We start from the raw sequence: 20,543 nt of genomic DNA, 5'->3' as shown, positions 1-20,543 counted from the left end.
TGGCCGAATGGGCCTGGATCTATGACCGCCGTCGGGCCGGAATCGTCACCGCGGCCGGCGTCACCGTGGTTCTCGCGCTGAGCGCGGTCGCGGTGCGCCTCTCCGGCCCGGCCGACTCGGCCGCGACCGCACCGCCGGCCAGCCCGGACGTGCCCGAGGCCTCCGGCCTCGTCGTCAAGGAGCCCGACCCCGCGCCGTCACCGGCCACGGCCGGCTCGCGCCCGGTCGCGGCCGGCCCCGATCCGGACGCCGAGACGGCCACGGCCACCGGCGCCGGGTCGGGCTCCGGTTCCGGCTGGCCCGTGCCGGCCACGCGGGGCGGCGCCGGTGGCGCATCCGGCTCCGGCGGGCCGCGCACCACGTCCGTGCCGCCGGTGCCGACCCGGGGCGGGTCGTCCGGGCCGTCCTGGCCGACGGGGTGGGATCAGCCCACCACCGTGCCGGGCCGCCCGGGCGTGCCGGCGACGGGGAGCGGCGGGCCGAGCCGGTCGCCGTCGCCCAGCACCAGCCGCACGCCGAGTCCCAGTCCGACCACGCCCGCCGGTCCCCGCCGGACGCCGCCCGCCAGCACCGGCACCGGTCACGCGCCCGCCGGGCCGCGGTCCACGGCCCAGCCGACGGCGAAGCCGACCTCCAGGCCGACACCGAAGCCGACCACCGGCAGGTCGACAACCGGCCGGCCGACGGCGGGGCCGACGATGACGGTGCGGCCGTCGCCGAGCCCGACCAGGCCGTACCGGCCCTCCAGCCCGTACGAGACGGCCGTCCCGGCCCAGACCGCGCCGCCTCGGACGGCTCCGGCCCAGACCGCGTCGACGCCGACGCGGTCTGGGCCGGTCCACACCGCGCGGCCCCAGACCGGTCCGGTGTCGGGTCCGGCGTCCGGGACGACCCGGCCCAGGTACTCGCCCGCGGCGCCGACCGCTCCGGGTCCGGCGCGGTCGGGTCCGGCGGCGCCGTCCCGGCCGCATGGCGCCGCGACCGCGGTGCCCGTCGGAGCGATCGGTCCCGCCCGTACCGGCGGTGCCGGCGCGGCGCCGGCAGGCGGCACACACGTATCCGCTCCGGCGGGTTCGCAGGGGCGGCTGAGCACGCCCGCCGCGCCGGCCCTCTCGACGGCCTCCTCGAAGCCCTCGTCGACGCGCCCCGCGCCGGGTCGGCACACCGCGGGCCGGCCCGCGGCCGGGCGGGTCGCGCCGCGGGCCACCACCGCCGCCCGGCCGCCGGTGTGCCCGCCGAGCACCGACCGCCGGGCGCGAGGCACCCAGTCGCGCCCGCACGACGCGGCGGCCCACCCGCGGAGCGGTGACCAACGGGGCGGTGACCGGCGGGTCCAGAGCTCGCAGGCGCACCCGAGGGTCGCCTCGGCGGCGTCCAAGGCCGGGCCGGCGGCACGGCCCGCGGCCCGACCGCCGCGGCAGAGCCATTCCAGGTGAGTCACCGCCATTCCCGGTGAGCCGGCTATTCCAGGGTGAGTCGGGTTCGTCCCACACCGACACGCTCCTCAAAGTGTCGAAGTTCTTACTCTGGGTGAGATAGGTTCCCGCGGACACTGCACCGGCGAGGCTGGGGGACGGATGCGGGCAACCGCGGCGCCGCGGAGGCGGCCGTGATCGTGCTTCTCGCCGGATCGGTCGCCACCGTCGCCATGGCCGTCCTCCTGGTCGGCATCACCGGCCTGCTGCGCGGGCGGGTGGCCTGGGCAATGATCGAAAGTCGGCCCGGGGCCGGCCTGGTAACGGCGGTCGGCTTCACAGCCGCTGTGGCCGCCTTCGGCGCGATGGCTCCGTCCGGCGGCGACCGGGACGCGACGATCATCGCGCGGCAGTCGGACGGCGATGACCACCAGAGCGGACAGATACCGGCGGGTCTGCAGCGCGGCGACTCCGCGACCGGCCTGCCGCGGGCGGCCCCCCGGCAGTTTCCCGCTCCCGCCATGCCCGCTCCCGGAGACGGCTACAGGGCCGGTCTCGGCGGTGCCTCTCCGTGGCCGGACAGGACCTCGGCCGGCCCCGGCCCCGGCGTCGGTGATGGCGGCGGCGATCCGTGGGCGCAACCGGGCGGCGGCCAGGCGTCCGCGAGCCCGACCGGCCCGCCGGGCGGTGCGACGCCGACCGCCGGGCCGGGCGCCGGGCCGACCCCGACCGCCTCGCCGAGCACCGCGCCGTCGCCGACCGGCCCGGTGACCGCGCCGGCCCCGCCGGCCTCTCCTGTCCAGCCGGCCTCTCCGGCGCCGCCGGCCATGCCCGGGCCGCAGCCTGACCCGGACGTTCCCGGTGCCGACAACCGGATCCCGTCCGGCCAGGGGCCGGGCTCCGGCGCTGGTCAGCAGCCCCCGACGACGCCGCCGGGGTCGGTGCCGGCACACGGCCATCCAGCGCCTGGCACGGACGAGGCATGCGGCCCGGTCGGCCCACGCCCGCCCGACGGCCTGCCGGAGGTCTGGGTCGGCGACATCTTCTCGGGCCTGGCAAGTCGCTGCGTCTGACAGCCGTCGCGCCGGGCGCGCCGCGCTCCTGGCGTTCCCGCCGCCCTGGTACTGGTCCCGAGTCGGAAGTAGCCGAGAGCCGGAAGCAGCTCGGCGTAACGGCCAGCTCTCGCCGTGTTCCATCCCGTCCTGGGTGGCGCAGGCACGGTGCCGGGGCAGGCTCGGGCGGCACGGACACGGGGCCGGGGCGCGTTACGGGTACGGAATTTATGCATCAGGGACCGTCGCCCGGTGATGCGTGGCGGGTGGGTGAGTCCTGGCTGTCACTCAACCGCCGCGGTTGCTCGGCACCGTGCATGTGGATCTGGTCGGCGGGAATTATGTATCGCTTCCGGCCGTTTCCGGGGTCCCCGGTGCTCCTGCGCACGCCGCCCGTCGATGACGCGGCCACCACCGGCCGCAGTTGATCATGGTGTTCCGCGGAACCGGAACACCCGCCGGCCGTGGTCGCCGCCAACCTCGGTCGATCCTGGTGTTCTGCGCGGGTGGTTGCTCGGCCGGCCGGATCAGCCGAGCGGTTGTGGCGCGGTGCGGCGGGCCGCGACGAGCGCGGTGACGGCCGCGATGTTGCCCGTGGCCCACGCGTCGAGCTGGGCGGGCAGGTCGGCCAGGGCGGAGTCGAGGACGAACACCCCGCGGGTCGGGCAGGACGCGCCGATCTCGACCAGTACCGGTCGTAGGTGCACCTCGACCGCCAGCGCGTGCTCGGGCGCGGCCGCGACCAGCACGGGGATCGTCGGCACCCCGGCGAGCTCGCCCTGGCCGATCTGGTCCAGCAGCAGCTTGAGCAGCCCGGTGTAGGTGGCCTTGTACGTGGGCGTCGCGACGACCAGGACGTCCGCCGCCTTCATCGACGTGACGGCCGCCTTCACCGCCGGGTCACCCCAGCAGAGGAGCCCCGGCCCGAGCTCGCTGACCTCGATCACCTCGGCCACCGCCTCGGTGTCGGCCGGAAGGGCGCGCACGACCTGGGCCGCGACCGCCTCGGCGACGGCCCGCGTGCGCGAGTTCGGCTTCGGGTTGCCGACGACGCTCAGGATGCGGCACTGCGCCATGGTGTTGCCCTTCTGTGTGCACTCCGCCCACGAGAGCGCCCCGTCGAGAGTCACGAGCGGGCCCCGTCGAGCGCCGGCGCGCGGCTGCTATCCGGCTGCTATCCGGCTGCTATCCGGCTCCCAGCCTAGCCCGTGCCACTTGTCGGCACCGTTGATCGCGAACTGCCGGGAGACCGGCTCCGGCCCCTGGGGCTGGCCGGTTCCGGCCCGGGGGCCACGAAGCGAACACACCAAAGTCGCCAGGAGCGTTCGAGTCGTCTCCTGAGGTGACAGAGTGATGTGGAAGCTTTGTGGACGACTCGTCTGTGCGACCTAAAGTCGCGAGAAGAGTTCGATTCGTGTCGACGTGGTCGACCAGTGGCCTCCCGGTCGTACCGGGAGGCGCTCCGCGCATATCCGGAGACCCTTACGTAAGGGTAGGGTTGAAGTGCGTGCATCTCGAGGACGGGGGCGTCCGGAGCGCGGCGCCTGGGGGAGGAGTTCGATCAATGGCTGATCCCGTGGGGACGGGCCGGCACCGGCTCGCCGAGCTGACGGCCGCCGCAGCCGCGGCCGAGGTGCCGCCTGCCGGGCTCTGTCGTGATCTCGCGCTCGCCTACGAGAAGGCGGGCGATCCGGTCGCCGCCATGCGCTGGGCGCTGGCCACGACCGACGCCGGAGGCGACCTGACCTGCTGGACGGCTGCCGCCGGCGTCCTGCGCCGCGTCTCGGCCGGGGCGGCCGCGTCAGTCGTGTCACCCGGGGCGGCTACGTCACCCGGGGCGGCTGCGTCGGCCGGAGTGGCTGTGCCAGCCCGGGCGGCCGTGGCCGCCGCTGCGGGAGGGGCGGTCGTGCCGTCGCCCGTCGCGGGCCACGCGGCGCGCTCGGCGCGGGTCGCCCTGCTCGGCAGCTACACGACCGCCCAGCTCGCGGCGCTCCTGCCGCTCGCAGCCGCGCGCGCCGGTGTGGCCGTCGAGGTGTACGAGTGCGGGTACGGCCAGTACCGGCAGGAGGTGCTCGACCCGGGCAGCGGCCTGTACCGCTTCAGGCCGGACGTCGTGATCCTCGCGGTCCACGAAGGCGAGGCAGCCCTGCCAGCCTTCGCCGAGGATCCCGAGCGCGCGGTCGCCACCGAGGTCGGCCGGTGGACGTCGCTGTGGGAGATCATCACCGCCCGGCTGGGGGCCCGGGTCATCCAGCACACCTTCGTCGTCCCGGAGACGGAGGCGCTCGGGCACCTGGCTCTGCGCACCCCCGGGTCGCGGTCGTCGATGCTCGCCGCGGTCAACGCGGCGCTCGGCCGCGCGGCGGCGGGCGGTCAGGTCGCCTTCGTCGACTGTGAGCGGCTGGCCGCCACGGTCGGCAAACGATCCTGGTTCGACCCCCGCTACTGGCACCGCGCGAAGCAGGCCGTCTCGCTCGCGCACGTGCCCACGCTGGCCCGTCACACCGCGGCGGTGCTCGGCGCGCAGCTGGGCACCAGCCGTAAATGCCTGGTGCTCGACCTCGACAACACGCTGTGGGGCGGGGTGCTCGGGGAGGAGGGCCTCGCCGGCATCGCGCTCGGGGACGGGCCGGTCGGCGAGGCTTTCTCCACGTTCCAGGAGTACATCGGCCGGCTCCGTGCCCGCGGCGTGATCCTCGCCGTCTGCTCGAAGAACAACGAGGCGGACGCGCGCGAGGCGTTCGAGCGGCACCCGGCGATGCGGCTGCGGCTGGACGACATCGCCATGTTCAGCGCCTCCTGGGAGGACAAGCCGACCCAGATCCGGCGCATCGCGAGCACCCTCGGGATCGGTCTGGACTCCCTGGTCTTCGTCGACGACAACCCGGCCGAGCGCGAGGTGGTCCGCCAGCTCGTGCCCGAGGTGGACGTCATCGCCCTGCCGCGGGACCCGCACGGCTACGTGCGCGCGGTCGCCGACTACCCGTTCTTCGAACCGGCCGCCCTGACCACCGAGGACACCGCCCGCACGGAGCAGTACCGGGCGCGGGCCCGGGCGGCGGAGCTCGCCGCGTCCGCGACCTCGCTGGAGGAGTTCCACCGCGGACTGGAGATGGTCGCGACCGTCGTACCCCTCGACGAGCTGACGCTGCCCCGGGTCGTCCAGCTCATCGGGAAGACCAACCAGTTCAACCTGACCACCCGGCGCCGCGGGGAGGCCGAGGTCGCCGAGCTGGCCGCGGACCCGTCCACCGCGGTGATCTGCGTCCGGCTGGCCGACCGGTTCGCCGACCACGGCCTCGTCGCGGTCGTCATCGCCCGGCGCGCCGCCGAGCCCGGCGGGGCCGTCCTCGACGTCGACACCTGGCTGATGAGCTGCCGGGTCATCGGCCGGACGCTGGAGGACGAGATCGCCGGGCTGATCGTGGCGGAGGCCCGGCGGCTGGGCTGTTCCTCCGTGCGGGGGCACTACCTGCCGACCGCGAAGAACGCGCTGGTGGCCGACCTGTACCCGCGGCTGGGCTTCCGGCCGGACCCCGCGGCTCCCGCCGACGCCGGCCGCGCAGCCCCGGCCGGTGGCCCCGGTGTGGCTCCCGCCGATGGCACCGGCGCGGGGGCCACCCGCTGGGTGCTGCCGGTCGCGAGCGCCCTGAACCGGCCCGGGCTCATCCGGGTCGTCGACGCTCGCGCGGGTGGGGCCGCCGTCGCGAGCGCATCCGCGCGGACGATGGAGGAGGTGGCCGGCTGATGGTGCAGGAGCGCCTCGCCCAGGTCTTCCGGGAGATCTTCAGCGACGACGACCTGGTCGTCACGGACGCCACCACGGCGGCGGACGTGCCCGGCTGGGACTCCCTGGCGTACATCAACCTGATCTACGCGGTGGAGAACGAGTTCGCGGTGCAGATCCCCGACGAGCGCCTCGGTTCGTTCGCGAACGTCGGTGAGCTGCGCGTGTGTATCGAGGAGCTCAGCGATGTCGGCTGAGCCCCGCACAGCCGAGCCCGTCGTGCCAGAGCGCGTTGCGGGGGAGCCCATCGCGAAGGAGCCCGCGGCGGCGCGGGCCGCCGTGGCCGGGTCGCGGGGCGCGCCGCTCTCGCTGCGGGCGCAGTTGCGCGAGGACAGGGACGTCCACTACGGGTCGCGGCTGCACCCGGGCTACCAGGCGCTCGCCGTCCACCGGTTCGGCCGGTGGTGCCGCGAGCGCGGCGGGCTGGTCGGCAGGTTCGGCACGATCGCCTTCAAGGCCGTGAACAACATCGTCATCCGCAACCTCCAGGGCACCGAGATCTCCGTCGACGCCAGCATCGGACGTCGCGTCCTGATCGGGCATCACCAGGCGGTCATGATCCCGCGCTACTGCGTGATCGGCGACGACACGATCATCCGGCACGGCGTCACGATCGGGTACGCCTCGACGGACGCCCCGCCCGATGCCGTCCCGAAGATCGGCGCCCGAGTCGACATCGCGCCGGGCGCGCACCTGATCGGGCCGATCACGATCGGGAACGACGTGAAGATCGGACCTGGCTCGATCGTCACGACCGACGTCCCGGCGGGTGCCACCGTCTTCGCCGCCCCCGCGAGGATCATGCGCCCGCCCGCCGGGTGAAGGGTGCGGCCATCGCCGCGCCGTAGCGCTCGGCACCCGCGGAACGCACCGGGCACGGCTGCATCGGGGCGGTGTCCACCGGGCAGAAGTGCACGCCGTCCGGCCCCCGGACCATCACCCACCCCGGGCCCGCGGTCGCCGTCGCGCCGCGGGCCACCTTAGCGGCCTCGGCGCGCCCGCCCGTCGCATCGGTCGCGACAGCCGCTCCCGAGCCCGGCGCGGGTGGTCCGGCGGGCCCGGCGGGCAGTCCCGGCCGCCGGGACTCGCAGGGCTCGCCGGGGGCGCAGGGCAGGTACCGGGCCCAGTGGCCGCCCGCGGTCACTGCGAGCGCGGCGGGCACGACCGCCACGCCGCCGTCCCGGTGCGCCACGCCGCCGTCCCGGTGCGCGGCGAGCTCCCGCCACAGCCCGGCCAGCGGGGTCAGTCCGTCCGCGTTGACCGGCTGGTCCGGCCGGGCGGGCGCGTCGACGAGGTGGACGTCCACCCCGGCGGCGGTCAACGCGTCGACCGCCGCGGCGACGTCGGCCCGGTAGGCGGTCAGCACGTCCCGGCCGCGCATGCAGGCCGAGACGGTGTTCCCCGAGAAGGCCAGCACGGCGCCCGTCGGCCGCCACGACCGGAGCTGGGCGGTGATGTCACCCAGCCAGTCGCAGGGGGCCGTCCCACCAAAAGTCCTGGTCATGACATTTGCGCCGGCCTGTCGCATTTCCTGGGAGAACGAGTTCCGCGCCTCCCAGGCGAGCGAGTCCCCCCACAGGACGATCCGATGTAGCGCGAGGCCGCTCTCGTGCCCGGAGCCGCCGTCCGCCGCCGATGTCGTGGGTCGCGGCGGTGGGGCCGTCGCGGTCGTCGCGGTTGTCATGGGCACTGCGAGGGCCGCGACGAGAACGCCCAGCGCGAGCACCGCCGTCCTGCCGCCGAGCAGGCGGGCGGTCAGGCCGCCCGGCCTGACCGGCGGTGCGCCACCCGCGTCGAGGGGATGCATGACACCGAGTAGGCCATCGGGGACAGGCGGGCACATCGGGCCGCGGGCCGTCGCGGGTACGAGGCGGCGCGCGCCGGCGGCTCGTACGGTGGATCTCGTGGGCATGGATGCCGGGCGCGTGACGGCCGGCGAGGCCGGCACCGACCCGGTCGCCGGGATGGTGCGCCTCGCCGACCATGCGGTCTACGGCCTGACCGCGGTCGCCGCGCTGATCTCGGCGGTGCTCGTGGGCCTGGAGCCGTGGCCGCTGTTGCTGATCGCGCTCGCGGTCGCGCCGCCGGCCGCCGAAGCGTGCGGCCTGCGGGTGCCGCCCGTGGTGGCCGGGCCGTTGGGCCTGGCGATGGTCACCGCGCTGATCCTGCTGGACGCGCCGAAGACCGCCATCCTCGTCGCGGTGGCCCTCGCGGCCTGGGTGGCGTTGCGCTCGGCATCCGCCCCGCTGAACCTGTTCATGATTGCGGCCGTCTCGGCCCTGTCGTACGTGGACTTCAGCCGTCGGCCGGCGGCGCCGCACGACGGCTACCTCTCCTCCGGCTCGATCGTCTGGGGCGCCGCCGCCCTGTACGCGACGGCGACCGGGGTGGTGCTGCGCCGGACGACGGTGCTCGCCGCCGAGCTGGCCCGGGCCCAGCACCGGCTGGTCGCTGCCGCGGCGACGGACGAGCGCCGGCGTATCGCCCAGGACGTCCACGACCTGGTGGCGCATTCGCTCGCCGTCGCGCTGCTCAACATCACCGGGGCCCGGCGCACGATGCGACGCGACCCCGCGCTGGCCGACGAGGCGCTGGCCCGGGCCGAGCAGGTCGGACGGGACAGCCTGGCGGGAATCCGCCGGGCCGTCGGGCTGCTCGGCGGCGGGGACACACCCGCCACCGGCGGCTCCCTGCGCGCCGACCGGGATTCGGGCGGGCCGCTGCCGGACGCGCACGACCTGGCCGCGCTGGTCGACGGCTACCGGCGCAGCGGGCTCGCGGTCGAGCTCACCGTGACCGGCGGGCTCGGCGGGCTCGACCAGGCCGCGGGCTCGGTGCTGTTCCGGACGGTCCGGGAGGCGCTGGCCAACGTGCTGCACCACGCCGGCGGCACGGCGACGTGGATCACCGTCGAGATGCTCGCCGACTCGGTCCGGGTCACCGTCCGCAACGCGCGGCCCGGTCCGGGTGACGGCGTCCTGCCCGCGGCAAGGGGTCCGCGGCCGGGCGGCGGGATGGGCCTGGCCGGGATGGCGGAGCGGGTCCACGCGCTCGGTGGGTCGGTCGTCGCGGGACCCCGGGACGGCGGCTGGGAGGTCACGGCGACGATCCCCACGGTGGCCGTCGGCCCGGTCGGGGGTGGCCCCCGGTGAGCGTCGCCGGGCCCGCGCTGCGGGTGCTGCTCGTCGACGACCAGCAGCTCGTCCGCGCGGGCATCGCGCTCGTCCTGAGCGGGGAGCCGGGTATCGAGATCGTCGCCGAGCGCTCGGACGGCGACGAGGTCGTCGCGGCGGTGCGTGCGGTCCGCCCGGACGTCATCCTGCTCGACATCCGCATGGCCCGGATGGACGGGGTGGACGCCCTGCGCGCCCTGGCCCGGCTGGGGGAGCACCCGCCGGCCCTGGTGCTCACCACGTTCAGCGACGACGACGTCGTCTGGGGCGCCATGGCGGCCGGGGCGGCGGGCTTCATCCTCAAGGACCGGCCAGCCGAGGACATCGTGCGCGCGATCAGGCTGGTCGCCGAGGGAGGCTCGTGGATCGACCCGTCGGCGAGCGGACGTCTGCTCGGCGCGCTGCGCACCGGGGCCGTGGCCGATCTCGCGGTCCGGCGCCGGTTCGAGCGCCTCTCCGAGCGGGAGCTGCAGGTGCTGCGGGCGATGGCGCGCGGGGCCAGTAACCGGGAGATAGCGATCGAGCTGCGGGTCAGCGAGCGGACGGTCAAGGCGCACGTCGGCAGCATCTTCGGCAAGCTCGAGGTGCGGGACCGGGCCGGGGCGATCGTGTTGGCGCACGACGTGGGGCTGCGCTCGCCGGGCTCGGGCGGATCCGGCCCCGCGGGGGGTGTGCGAAACCTGAGCAGATGAGCGAATGGTGTGCGTCCGGTGCTGACAGCGGCGGTTTATACTCGATACAGTCAGCCCACGGACTAGCCCTTTAGTGCGACCATGGTGTTACGGGTTGTACATATTACTTATCAAGGTAATAGGCGGGGCTGCGCGGAAAATAAGCTGAGTGATCGCCACTGCACTTTTGTGGACATGATCAAGTCACCTGAAGCTGCTGGTCGGGCATCCGCTACCGTCCCGGCCGTGTCTTTGAGTTCGCTGTCGCAGATTTCCGCTGGCCCGCCTTCCGCACCGGCTGCGGTGCCGGTGCCGACGCCCCCGCCCATTCGCATGAATGGACACTCCGTCCCCGGAACTTCCGGATCGCGGGGATCCTGGCTGGCCGATGTCCTGACCGGTTCGCCGTTCACCGCGGTGCTTGCTGTGCTGGTTGTCGTCATCGCGGTCGCTGTGGTCGCGGCCGCTGTCGCCTGGTTGGTCCGCGCCGTCACATCCGCGCCGACGTCCGCGTCGCGCGGGAACGCGCGCGCCGTGCGGACACCGCGCGCCGCCACTGCCCCGTGGCGGTCTCACACCGCCGCCGGTGCCCATTCCCGCGCCTGGTTGACCAGCCCTGTCCAGTCGGCGCCGCGGCGCCGCGCCCGGTCGGCGAGCGACATGATCCCGTTCGTCAGCCAGGCCGTGGGACGTACCGCGGAGGTCGCCAGCGCCCGGGTCGCCAGGGTCTGCGCCTCGTCCAGCGCGTCGGCGTGCACCGCGGCGGACGCCTGGTAGAGCCGCACCGCGGCGAGCGCTCCGGGCGCGCGTGAGCGGTCGAACAGGGCGACCGCCGTCGCCAGTCGCTGACGTCCCTCGTCGAGGGCTCCCGCGCCGATCAGTGCGGCGCCGCCGAACGTCGGCAGGTAGCCGGGGTGCAGGCCGTCGAGGGCGTAGCCCTGGGTCGCCGGGGTCAGCTCGCGGGCGAGATCCTCGGCCTCCCGCAGCACCGCCATCACCCGGTCGGCCGGCTCGCCGCGCCCGGCGCGGATGTTGGCCTCGGTGGTCATCGCGAGTACCGCGGTGTGGGAGCTGGGTGCCGTCGCCCGTGCCGCGAGCGCGAGCGCGAGACCGTCGTCCACACTGTCGAACGTGTAGGCGGCGAGCTCGGCGAGCACGACGCCCGCGTGTGCCGCGGTCGGCGCGTCACCGACGTGCCGGGCGAGCACGAGCGCGGTGCGGGCCGACACGACCGCGCGCCCGGACATGCCGTTGTCGCCCTGGGCCACCGCCGACATCACGAGCACTCTGCTGTGCGTTCGACGCCAGTCCCGGCGCACCGCGGCCGACTGGCGGCTACCCGCCATCGTCTCGGTGTGCCGGGCGATCAGATCGAGGCGTTCGACCAGCTCGCTGGGAGCCATCGTCTCCCAGCGATGGGCCATGGTCCGCAGGCCCGTCTCGATCCGGTCGAGTGTGTCGCGGCCACGGTCCTCCGGCGAGATCATGAGACGCGAACCGCCCAGCGCGAGTGCGGCTGTGGTCGCACAGGTGGCAACGACCAGCCGCCGGTCCGCCGCTTCGTCCATCCCGCACTCCTGAGCGTCGTTGTCCGGTTACGGCGGTGGAGGCCCGGATGATCCGGACGTAATCTCATGATTATTCTCCGGAAAGAGACGATCTAGAAGCTACTCTGACGGTAGCGAGCACAAAGCTCTATGTCGTCACTCCGGTCCAATGTCGGGACCTTCGTCATGTGGTGCCATGTCCGTGCGCGTGCGACGGCGGAATGTGCTTGGCTTCGCCCACACCTCATGAGCCCGGCCCGGTGGGTAACCGCCGGGCCGGGGTCGGGTTGGCGTCGGGTCGGTCGGGTCGGGTCGGCAAGCGGCGGTTTGCGGGAAACCGCGCGTCAGGCCGAGTCGAGTGCCTGTTCGAGGTCGGCGACCAGGTCGTCGGCCGCCTCGATGCCGACGGAGAGCCGTACGAGGTCGTCGGGGACGGCGAGCGGTGAGCCCGCCACCGATGCGTGCGTCATCCGCGCGGGATGCTCGATCAGCGACTCCACCCCGCCCAGCGACTCGGCGAGGGTGAACAGCCGGGTGGCGGCGCACACCGCGAGGGCGGCCTCCGCGCCGGCCCGGACCTGGAACGAGACCATCCCGCCGAAGTCACGCATCTGCTTGGCGGCGACGTCGTGGCCGGGGTGGCTCGCCAGCCCCGGGTAGTGGACGGCCGACACGGCGGTGTGGCCGGCGAGCAGCGCGGCGATCTCCCGCGCGTTCGCGCAGTGCCGGTCCATCCGCACCGCGAGGGTCCTGATCCCGCGCAGCACCAGCCAGGCGTCGAACGGCCCCGGCACGGCCCCGGCAGCGTTCTGTACGAACCGCACCCGCTCGGCGAGCTCCGCCGACGCGGTCACCACCGCCCCGCCCACCACGTCGCTGTGCCCGCCGAGGTACTTCGTGGTCGAGTGGACGACCGCGTCCGCGCCGAGCGTCAGCGGCTGGCACAGGTAGGGCGAGGCGAAGGTGTTGTCGACGACGAGCAGCGCGCCCGCCTGGTGCGCGACGGCGGCGAGCGCGGCGATGTCGGCGATCGCGAGCATCGGGTTGGTCGGCGTCTCGCACCACACCAGCGCCGTCGCCCCCGGCCGGATCGCGGCCACGGCGGCGGCCGGGTCGCTCAGGTCGACCGCCGTGTGCTCGACGCCCCACTCGGCCAGCACCCGCGCGAACAGGCGGTACGTGCCGCCGTAGGCGTCGCCGGGGATCACCACGTGGCTGCCGGGACGGCACACGGCCCGCAGCAGCGCGTCCGAGGCGGCCAGCCCGGAGGCGAACGCGAGCGCCGCGGCCCCGCGCTCGAGCGCGGTCAGGCTGGCCTCCAGCGCGGCGCGGGTCGGGTTGCCCGAGCGGGCGTACTCGAAGCCGGCCCGCAGCCCGCCGACGCCGTCCTGCGCGAACGTCGACGCGGGATGGATGGGGACGACGACCGCGCCGGTGGCAGGGTCGGGCTCCTGGCCCGCGTGCACCGCGACGGTCTCGAATCCCGCGTTCCGATCACCCATGGCCACAACCCTCGCACTCGAGCCCGGACTTCAAACAGGCGGCGACTTCAACAAGCGGCGACTTCAGGAGGCGGAGCGGGATCTCACCGGATCTCACCGGACGGCGAGGAACCCCAGCAGGTCGGCCCGGGTGAGGATCCCCGTCGGGTTCCCCTCGCCCAGGACGAGGGCGGCCGGGTTCTCGCCGAGCGCGCTCACCAGCACCGAGACGGGCTCGCCGGCGCCGACCGTCGGCAGCGGTGGCGACATGTGGTCGGCGACGGGCGCGTCCACCGTCCCCCGGTCGGCGAAGACGGCGTCGAGCAGCTCGCGCTCCAGCACGGCGCCCGCCACCTCCGCGGCCCGCACCGGCGGCTCGTGGCGCACCACCGGCATCTGCGAGACCCCGTACTCCCGCAGGTACGAGATGGCCGCCCCGACGGTCTCGTCGGGATGCACGTGGACGAGGTTCGGCGGCCCGGACGTCTGCGCGGCCTTGTGTGCGAGCACCGAGGCGACCGTCGGCTCGTCGGACGGCGGGTCGAGGAAGCCGTTGTCGTACATCCACTCGTCGTTGAAGATCTTCGACAGGTAGCCGCGGCCGGAGTCGGGGAGCAGGACCACGACGCAGGCGTCGGTCGTCCCGGCCGCGTCGAGCTCGCGGGCGACCCGCAGCGCGGCGACGACCGCCAGGCCGCAGGAGCCGCCGACGAGGATTCCGGCCCGGCGCGCCAGCTCGCGCGTCATCAGGAACGAGTCGCGGTCGCTGACGGCCTCCACCCGGTCGACCACGGCCTTGTCGTAGGTCGCCGGCCAGATGTCCTCGCCGACGCCTTCGACCAGGTAGGGACGTCCGCTGCCACCGGAGTAGACCGAGCCCTCGGGGTCGGCGCCGATCACCTGCACGGTGCCGCCGCTGACCGCCTTGAGGTGGCGGCCCGTCCCGCTGATCGTCCCGCCGGTGCCGATGCCGGCGACGAAGTGCGTCACCCGCCCGCCGGTGGCCCGCCAGATCTCCGGGCCGGTGGAGGCCTCGTGCGCGGCCGGGTTGTCGGGGTTGGAGTACTGGTCGGGGCTCCAGGCACCGGGGGTCTCGCTGCACACCCGGCGGGCGACCGAGTAGTAGGAGCGGGGATCGTCCGGCGCGACGGCCGTCGGGCAGACGATCACCTCGGACCCGTAGGCCCGCAGGACGGCCCGCTTCTCCTCGCTGATCTTGTCCGGCATGGTGAAGACGCAGCGGTAGCCACGCCGCGCGGCGACCATGGCGAGGCCGACACCGGTGTTCCCGCTGGTGGGCTCGACGATGGTCCCGCCGGGGGCGAGCCGGCCGTCGCGCTCGGCCGCCGCCACCATCGACAGGGCGATGCGGTCCTTCACCGAGCCGCCCGGGTTGAGGTACTCGAGCTTGCCGAGCACGGGTGTCGCCGTGTCGGCGATCGTCGGCGTCAGCCGCACCAGGGGCGTGTCACCGACCAGGTCGGTGACATGGTCGTACACGTCCATCTGCCCGCCTCTCGCCGGAGATGTCGCCCCGATCGCCGCCAGTAGCCGCCAGCGACGACGTTACCGGCGGTGTGCCGCGTCCGCCTTCCGGACACGGCACATGCCGCCGGCGCGGGCCGAAGGAGCAGCTATGTCCGGACGGGTTCCACGCCGCCCGCGACGACGAACCCGGACGGCATCGCCGTGTGGACGGCGGTCTCGAACCAAGTCCGAGCCCAGGTCGAACGCCGATGTGCGGAATTGTCGGCACGGACGCGGAGCCGCCGATCGGAACGACGGCAGGCCACCCCGCCTCGATGGCCGCGACGGTTGTTTCGGATACACCCAGATCGATTCCGAGCTGGTACCCGGCACCTTGCACCAGCCCGCAGATGGTACCGAAGGGGAATGCGCGGGCGAAGCCGCGCGTCGGCGCGATTGACGCGGAACACGTCGTCAGACACGCCGCGCCGACGGGCATCGGGCAGCCCTCGGCGGCACACCGCCACCGCCCGCCGGCGACCGGCCAGCTGACCTACCGGATACCGACGGGCCGGCCTACCGGTATCCGGCCAGGTAGGGGTCACTGTCACGGCTGTCGACCGGGACGATGTCCTTCCCGAGCGGCATCAGGGACACCGGGATGAGCTTGAAGTTGGCCAGTCCGAGCGGGATGCCGATGACAGTCAGGCACAGCGCGAGGCCCGTCGTCAGATGGCCGAGCGCCAGCCACCATCCGGCGAGCAGGATCCACAGAACGTTGCCGATCAGTGACGCCGTTCCCGCGGTCGGCTTGTCGACCACGCGGCGTCCGAACGGCCACAGGGTGTAGTTCGCCATGCGCAGCGACGCGATGCCGAACGGAATCGTGATGATGAGAAGAAAAGAGACGAGGGCGGCGAGGGCGTAGCCGATCGCCAGCCACACTCCACACAGCACCAGCCAGATCACGTTGAGTACGATGCGCATCTGCGCGGTCGCCTCCCTGTCGCCCGCTCAGGGGCTCCCTGTGTCTTCTGTTTCGCGGTGTCTTCTGCTTCGCGTGTCCGCTGCTCCGGGGCCACCGCCTGCTCCGGGACATCCGGCATCGTCCACCTGGGGACCGGCCCGGATATGCAGCCCCGGACGGACCTCCCCGGACGGGCCGTCCGGCGCCCGCGGCGCATTACCACGGCCCTGCACGGCACACGCCGCGCTTCTCGGCTCGGGCGAGGCGCTCCGTCGCCGCCCCCGGCCGCGCCTTCGTGTCTCCTTCTCGTTCTTTTCCTTGGATGGCACCGGAATCTCGGGCCACCGGTGGGGTGGTACTCCTCACAGGAGACCCGTGCCGGCATCCGGCCTCATGGTGCTTTCCCGGCGTGGTGGCGACGGGTGGATGCCCGGTTCTCGAGTGGTCAAACGGTGGCGGGACGGCAATCGTGCCCATGGCGCGCTTGGGCTGGAGACCGCGGTGGCCGTGCAGACTGGAGTACGGTTTGCGGCGGTTGGGAGAATCCGACCGTTTTGTCCGAATGATAACGCGAGGTAAGCGAGCAGTTCCGGTGAATGACCGGCAATGCGGAAGCGGTACTCCACGGCGGGACTGAGGTATCCGGTGACGATCGAGACCGAGACGGCGGACCTGGTGGACCGGTGGTTCGCCGAGATCACTGCGGTCGATCTCCTTCCGCTCGCCGCCGCGGACGCCCGCGCCTGGCTGGCACGCCTGGCGGCGGCGCTGGTCCGGGCGGTGAGTGCCGAGCCGTTCCGGCCCGAGATCGGCTATGACGTGGGCGCGCGGCTGGTCCACGGCCACGTGACGTCCGGTGAGGCCCTCGGACGGACCGTCCGGCTGTTCGGCCGGCACCTGGCCCACCACACCGGCGGCTGGGCTCGCCCGGCCGACGGCCCCGGGACCAGCCCGGCGGGCACGGCTCACCCGGGCACGGCTCACCCGGGCACGGCTCACCCGGGCGCCGCGACGGCGACCGCCGCGATGGGGCTCGCCGGCGGTGCGCCCGCGGCGACGGGGCCTGCCGCCACGGCCACCGCCGCGAAGGGGCTCGCCGGGCGGGTGCCCACGGGTACGGCGACCGCCGCGATGGGGAACAGCGGCGCGGCCGCTCCCGGGGCCGGGCCGTCGGGCGAGGGCGCTCTGCTGCGCAGGCCGCCACGGGCTGACACGCTGCCGGGCCGGGTGTCCGCCGCGTCGACGGAGCGGGTCGTGGACCTGCTGGGCGAGCTCGTCCGCGGCCACACCGAGACCCTCCGGGAGCGCACGCGGGACGGCCAGGCCGCAGCGCGTCGCGTCGACCTCGGCGCCCGGGCCCGCGCCGAGCGCGAGCGGCGGATCTCCCAGACCAGGCTGCACGCCGTGCTCAGCGGCACCGCCCTCGGCATGCTCGTCGCCGACCGGACGGGGCGCATAGTGGAGGCCAGCGACGCCGCGCTGGAGATCCTCGGCCTCAGCGGGCACACCGCCCCGCTGGCCTGGCCGCTGCCCGAGATCGTCCATCCGGCCGACCGGGAGGTGGTGCGCTGGCTGTGGCGTGAGGCCCGGCGCGGCCGGTCCCGCGGAGAATGCCGCATCCTGCGGCCCGACGGGACGCCGACCTGGGTGGCGCTGACGCTCTCGACCACCTGGCCCGGAGTGGCCGGTGACTGGTTCGGCGTCGTGATGCTCGAGGACATCACCGAACGCCGCCGCCTGCAGGAGGAGCTCCGCTTCCATGCCCAGCACGACCCGCTGACCGGACTCGCGAACCGGGCCGAGTTCCTCGACCGGCTGCAGGCGGTGTTCCGGGACGCGCCGCCGTCCGCGCGGGTCGGCCTGTGCTGTCTGGACCTCGACCGGTTCAAAATGATCAACGAGGGTTTCGGCTACGAGGTGGGCGACCAGCTCCTCGCCGAGGTCGCCCGCCGGCTGGGCGGGATCGCCGTGGCGGAGCGCACCGTGGCCCGGATGGGCGGTGACGAGTTCATGATTCTCGTCCCGGACTGCGGTGGGCTCGACGAGATGACCGGCATCGCCCGGCGGGTCCTGGACACGCTGCGCGAGCCCGCCCGCGTCGACGGCCGCGACCTGCCCGCGACGTGCAGCATCGGTGTGGTCGAGATGGCGGTCGCCGACACCAGCCCGTCCGACCTCGTCGCGGCGGCCGACGCCGCGCTGACCTGGGCGAAGAACGGCGGCAAGAACCGGTGGACGGCCTTCGACCCCGACCGCGGCACCCGGGAGGCCGCACGTGGCCTGATGTCCCGATCGATGCGCCCGGGCCTGGACAGAGGCGAGTTCTCGCTGGCCTACCAGCCGATCATCGACCTCCGGCACGGCACGGTCGCCGGGGCCGAGGCATTGCTCCGCTGGGACCACCCCCGCCTCGGGCCAACCCGTCCGGGTGAGTTCATCGCCCTCGCGGAGGACTCCGGCTTCATCGTCCAGCTCGGGCTGTGGGTGCTCGAACGGGCCTGCGAGACCGCGCGTGACTGGCCGGCGCACATGTTCATCAGCGTGAACCTCTCCGCCCGCCAGCTCCGTGAGCCGGGCCTGGTCGGCGCGGTCGAGAAGGTGCTGGACCGGACGGGCCTGCCGCCGCGGCGGCTCCAGCTCGAGCTGACCGAGACGGTGCTCATGGACTCCGGCGGCGACCAGGTCACCGCGCTGCACGCGCTCAACGACCTGGGCGTCCGCATCGTCATCGACGACTTCGGCACCGGGTGGTCGAACTTCGTCTACCTGTCGACCATGCCGGTGCGCGGGCTGAAGCTCGCCGGGCTCTTCGTCGAGAAGCTCGGTCGGGGCACCGAGCCCGGCCGGGACGACCACCTCGTGGAGGCGATCGTGGAGTTCGCCCGCAGGCTGCGGCTGTCGGTCACCGCCGAGGGGGTCGAGGAGCCGGAGCAGGCGGCGGCGCTGCGCTCGTTCGGCGCGGACCTGGGCCAGGGCCACCTGTTCGGAGAGCCGGTCCCCGCCGACGAGTTCGCCGCGACCATGCTCAGCCGCGCCTTCGCCGCCAGCTGACCGAGCCCCCGCCCGGCCCGCGCGGTGACCACCGACCCGGGCCCGCGCTGGGGGCACACGCGCTGATTGGCCCACGTCGGGCCACGCGGTCGATGCCGCCGCCGGACCCGGCCGCGGACCGTGGTGTCGGATTCTCGCTGGACCTGGCGGTTCCCGCGCGCGAATGCTGGACGGGTGCCCATCACCGCGCCCGCCCGCCCGCATCTCGACGCCGAGCTGTGCGCGCGGGTGGTGCGGTCGCGGGACGCCCGGTTCGACGGGTGGTTCTTCGTCGCGGTGACCTCCACCGGCATCTACTGCCGGCCGAGCTGCCCGGCGCGGCCGCCCAGGGCCGAGAACATGCGGTTCCACCCGACCGCCGCGTCCGCCCAGCGCGCCGGGTTCCGGGCCTGCAAGCGCTGCCGCCCGGACGCGAGTCCCGGCTCGCCGGAGTGGAACCACCGCGCCGACGTCGTGGCGCGCGCGATGCGGCTCATCGTGGACGGCGTCGTCGACCGCGACGGTGTCCCCGGGCTTGCCGGTCAGCTCGGCTACAGCGCACGCCAGGTGGAGCGGCACCTGTCAGCCGAGCTCGGTGCCGGGCCGCTCGCGCTGGCCCGCGCCCAGCGCGCCCAGACCGCCCGGCTCCTGCTCGAGACCACGGACCTGAGCATGGGCGACGTCGCGACCGCCGCCGGCTTCAACAGCATCCGCGCCTTCAACGACACCATGCGCGAGGTCTTCGCCGCCGCGCCGAGCGATCTGCGACGCCGTCGCAACCCGGCGACGCCCCCGTCCGTCGTGCCGGTACCGAGGGCGGCCACCGGTGCCGTGACGTTGACCGTCCGGCTGCCGTTCCGGGCCCCGCTGTATCCCGACAACCTGTTCGGGCACCTCGTCGCGACGGCCGTTCCCGGGGTCGAGGAGTGGCGGGACGGTGCCTACCGGCGCACGATGCGCACGCCGCACGGGCACGCGATCGTCGCCCTGCGGCCGCTGCCCGACCACATCGGCTGCCGGCTCGCCCTCACCGACGTGCGCGACCTCGCGCCGGTCATCGGCCGCTGCCGCCGGCTGCTCGACCTCGACGCGGACCCGATCGCCGTCGACGGGCAGCTCGCCGCCGACCCGGCGCTGGCGCCGCTGGTCGCGCGGGCACCGGGCCGGCGTGTTCCGCGCACCGTCGACCCGGCCGAGCTAGCGGTGCGCGCAGTCCTCGGACAGCAGGTCTCCGTCGCGGCGGCGCGGACCCACGCCGCGCGGCTCGTCACGGCCGTCGGCACGCCGATCCATGATCCGGAAGGCGGCCTCACCCACCTCTGGCCACAGATCGCGGACCTCGCCGAGTACGCCGAGTACGCCGAGTCCACCGCCCTCGCGGACGCCGTCCCGGCCGGCTGCCGGGCCGGGGCGCCGCGCGGGCTCGCTCTGCCGGCCGCCCGGCGGCGGACCTTCGCCGCGCTGGTCGGCGGGCTGGCGTCCGGCATGATCGAGCTGGGTGCGGGCGGAGACTGGGAACGGACCCGCGCCGCGCTGGCGGCCCTGCCCGGCATCGGCCCGTGGACGCTCGAGACCATCGCGATGCGGGCCCTCGGCGACCCGGACGCCTTCCTGCCCGGTGATCTCGGTGTCCGCCGAGGGGCCGAACGGCTCGGTCTGCCGGCCACCCCCGCCGCGCTGTCCCGGCATGCCGCCGCCTGGCGCCCCTGGCGGGCCTATGCCGTCCAGCACCTGTGGGCGGTGCTCGACCATCCAGTCAACCGGATGCCCGCGCCGGATCACCCCGGCCCGGCCACCGCCCGCCGAGAGGAACGCCTGTGACCCGCAGCCAACCCGTCCCGCCGGACGCCGCCGAGCGCACGCACGCCGTCGTGGAGAGCCCGGTCGGGCCGCTGACGCTGGTGGCGAGCGGCGGCGCGCTCGTCGGCTGCTACCTGGACGCCCAGCGCCACC

Annotated in this window: 16 protein-coding genes and 1 pseudogene; 9 read left to right on the top strand and 8 right to left on the bottom strand. The window is 74.5% G+C overall.

Annotation, left to right across the window (positions count from 1 at the left end; all coding sequences use genetic code 11):
• Window positions 1-424 precede the first annotated feature (424 nt).
• Both FMEAI12_RS38045 and FMEAI12_RS12185 read right to left on the bottom strand, forming a co-directional pair.
• The gene (locus FMEAI12_RS38045) at window positions 425-577 is read right to left on the bottom strand and encodes a hypothetical protein (protein WP_235013926.1); all 153 of its coding nucleotides are present in this window, start codon (window positions 575-577) and stop codon (window positions 425-427) included.
• A gap of 3 nt (window positions 578-580) precedes the next feature.
• A complete protein-coding gene (locus FMEAI12_RS12185; protein ID WP_235013925.1) occupies window positions 581-1,264 on the bottom strand; it encodes a hypothetical protein in 684 nt (227 codons plus the stop codon).
• Window positions 1,265-1,609: 345 nt separating this feature from the next.
• Between FMEAI12_RS12185 and FMEAI12_RS12180 the strand changes: the two genes are divergently transcribed.
• Window positions 1,610-2,488, top strand: coding sequence for a hypothetical protein (locus tag FMEAI12_RS12180; protein ID WP_112106108.1), 879 nt, complete (start codon window positions 1,610-1,612; stop codon window positions 2,486-2,488).
• A 506-nt stretch (window positions 2,489-2,994) separates the two neighbouring features.
• Here the strand turns inward: FMEAI12_RS12180 and FMEAI12_RS12175 are convergent.
• Window positions 2,995-3,543, bottom strand: a complete 549-nt coding sequence (locus FMEAI12_RS12175; RefSeq protein WP_112106123.1) for an NAD(P)H-dependent oxidoreductase — start codon at window positions 3,541-3,543, stop codon at window positions 2,995-2,997.
• Between the two features lie 488 nt (window positions 3,544-4,031).
• Here FMEAI12_RS12175 and FMEAI12_RS12170 point away from each other — a divergent pair, with 488 nt between their 5' ends.
• From FMEAI12_RS12170 to FMEAI12_RS12160, 3 genes are read left to right on the top strand one after another with little or no spacing between them, the layout of a single operon-like run.
• Window positions 4,032-6,215: an HAD family hydrolase gene (locus tag FMEAI12_RS12170; RefSeq protein ID WP_112106107.1), complete on the top strand. Its 2,184-nt coding sequence runs from the start codon at window positions 4,032-4,034 to the stop codon at window positions 6,213-6,215.
• Window positions 6,215-6,451, top strand: coding sequence for an acyl carrier protein (locus tag FMEAI12_RS12165; RefSeq protein ID WP_020463840.1), 237 nt, complete (start codon window positions 6,215-6,217; stop codon window positions 6,449-6,451). Before FMEAI12_RS12170 ends, FMEAI12_RS12165 begins: the two co-directional genes overlap by 1 nt.
• Window positions 6,452-6,473: 22 nt before the next feature.
• A complete protein-coding gene (locus FMEAI12_RS12160; protein ID WP_235013924.1) occupies window positions 6,474-7,076 on the top strand; it encodes a transferase in 603 nt (200 codons plus the stop codon).
• Here the strand turns inward: FMEAI12_RS12160 and FMEAI12_RS12155 are convergent.
• A complete protein-coding gene (locus tag FMEAI12_RS12155; protein ID WP_112106106.1) occupies window positions 7,054-8,061 on the bottom strand; it encodes a hypothetical protein in 1,008 nt (335 codons plus the stop codon). The genes FMEAI12_RS12160 and FMEAI12_RS12155 overlap by 23 nt on opposite strands.
• Window positions 8,062-8,149: 88 nt before the next feature.
• Here FMEAI12_RS12155 and FMEAI12_RS12150 point away from each other — a divergent pair, with 88 nt between their 5' ends.
• Entirely contained in the window at window positions 8,150-9,406 is a 1,257-nt protein-coding gene (locus FMEAI12_RS12150; protein ID WP_235013923.1) for a histidine kinase, read from the top strand.
• Window positions 9,403-10,119 carry a response regulator transcription factor gene (locus tag FMEAI12_RS12145; RefSeq protein ID WP_112106105.1) on the top strand — a complete coding sequence of 239 codons (717 nt, stop codon included), beginning with the start codon at window positions 9,403-9,405 and terminating at the stop codon, window positions 10,117-10,119. The genes FMEAI12_RS12150 and FMEAI12_RS12145 overlap by 4 nt, the downstream gene beginning before the upstream one ends.
• Window positions 10,120-10,670: 551 nt before the next feature.
• On the opposite strand, the gene FMEAI12_RS12140 is transcribed toward FMEAI12_RS12145, so the two are convergent.
• From FMEAI12_RS12140 to FMEAI12_RS12120, 4 genes are all read right to left on the bottom strand, one after another.
• Window positions 10,671-11,666, bottom strand: coding sequence for a hypothetical protein (locus tag FMEAI12_RS12140; protein WP_112106104.1), 996 nt, complete (start codon window positions 11,664-11,666; stop codon window positions 10,671-10,673).
• A gap of 323 nt (window positions 11,667-11,989) precedes the next feature.
• Window positions 11,990-13,147, bottom strand: a complete 1,158-nt coding sequence (locus tag FMEAI12_RS12135; protein WP_112106103.1) for a cystathionine gamma-synthase — start codon at window positions 13,145-13,147, stop codon at window positions 11,990-11,992.
• A 93-nt stretch (window positions 13,148-13,240) separates the two neighbouring features.
• A complete protein-coding gene (locus tag FMEAI12_RS12130) occupies window positions 13,241-14,632 on the bottom strand; it encodes a cystathionine beta-synthase (protein WP_071064093.1) in 1,392 nt (463 codons plus the stop codon).
• Window positions 14,633-15,169: 537 nt separating this feature from the next.
• The gene (locus FMEAI12_RS12120) at window positions 15,170-15,580 is read right to left on the bottom strand and encodes a YccF domain-containing protein (RefSeq protein ID WP_112106101.1); all 411 of its coding nucleotides are present in this window, start codon (window positions 15,578-15,580) and stop codon (window positions 15,170-15,172) included.
• 586 nt (window positions 15,581-16,166) lie between these two features.
• Here FMEAI12_RS12120 and FMEAI12_RS12115 point away from each other — a divergent pair.
• From FMEAI12_RS12115 to FMEAI12_RS39860, 3 genes and pseudogenes are all read left to right on the top strand, one after another.
• Window positions 16,167-18,611, top strand: coding sequence for a bifunctional diguanylate cyclase/phosphodiesterase (locus tag FMEAI12_RS12115; protein WP_112106100.1), 2,445 nt, complete (start codon window positions 16,167-16,169; stop codon window positions 18,609-18,611).
• 174 nt (window positions 18,612-18,785) lie between these two features.
• On the top strand, window positions 18,786-20,411 hold the full coding sequence (locus FMEAI12_RS12110) for an AlkA N-terminal domain-containing protein (RefSeq protein ID WP_112106099.1): 1,626 nt from the start codon (window positions 18,786-18,788) through the stop codon (window positions 20,409-20,411).
• A pseudogene (locus FMEAI12_RS39860) lies at window positions 20,408-20,543 on the top strand (cysteine methyltransferase); the annotation flags it as partial. The gene FMEAI12_RS12110 and the pseudogene FMEAI12_RS39860, both read left to right, overlap by 4 nt.

This window comes from Parafrankia sp. Ea1.12, assembly GCF_900465275.1.
Lineage (GTDB): Bacteria > Actinomycetota > Actinomycetes > Frankiales > Frankiaceae > Parafrankia > Parafrankia soli.
Note: the sequence above shows the minus strand (reverse complement) of the source record. Positions and strands in the feature narration are given on the sequence as shown.

What these genes read in the sequence shown, in the direction of transcription:
- FMEAI12_RS12130 (WP_071064093.1), bottom strand. Translation starts at nt 14,632, where the DNA reads ATGGACGTGTACGACCATGTCACCGACCTGGTCGGTGACACGCCCCTG.
- FMEAI12_RS12155 (WP_112106106.1), bottom strand. Translation starts at nt 8,061, where the DNA reads ATGCATCCCCTCGACGCGGGTGGCGCACCGCCGGTCAGGCCGGGCGGC.
- FMEAI12_RS12165 (WP_020463840.1), top strand. Translation starts at nt 6,215, where the DNA reads ATGGTGCAGGAGCGCCTCGCCCAGGTCTTCCGGGAGATCTTCAGCGAC.
- FMEAI12_RS12120 (WP_112106101.1), bottom strand. Translation starts at nt 15,580, where the DNA reads ATGCGCATCGTACTCAACGTGATCTGGCTGGTGCTGTGTGGAGTGTGG.
- FMEAI12_RS12170 (WP_112106107.1), top strand. Translation starts at nt 4,032, where the DNA reads ATGGCTGATCCCGTGGGGACGGGCCGGCACCGGCTCGCCGAGCTGACG.
- FMEAI12_RS12175 (WP_112106123.1), bottom strand. Translation starts at nt 3,543, where the DNA reads ATGGCGCAGTGCCGCATCCTGAGCGTCGTCGGCAACCCGAAGCCGAAC.
- FMEAI12_RS12135 (WP_112106103.1), bottom strand. Translation starts at nt 13,147, where the DNA reads ATGGGTGATCGGAACGCGGGATTCGAGACCGTCGCGGTGCACGCGGGC.
- FMEAI12_RS12115 (WP_112106100.1), top strand. Translation starts at nt 16,167, where the DNA reads ATGCGGAAGCGGTACTCCACGGCGGGACTGAGGTATCCGGTGACGATC.
- FMEAI12_RS12140 (WP_112106104.1), bottom strand. Translation starts at nt 11,666, where the DNA reads ATGGACGAAGCGGCGGACCGGCGGCTGGTCGTTGCCACCTGTGCGACC.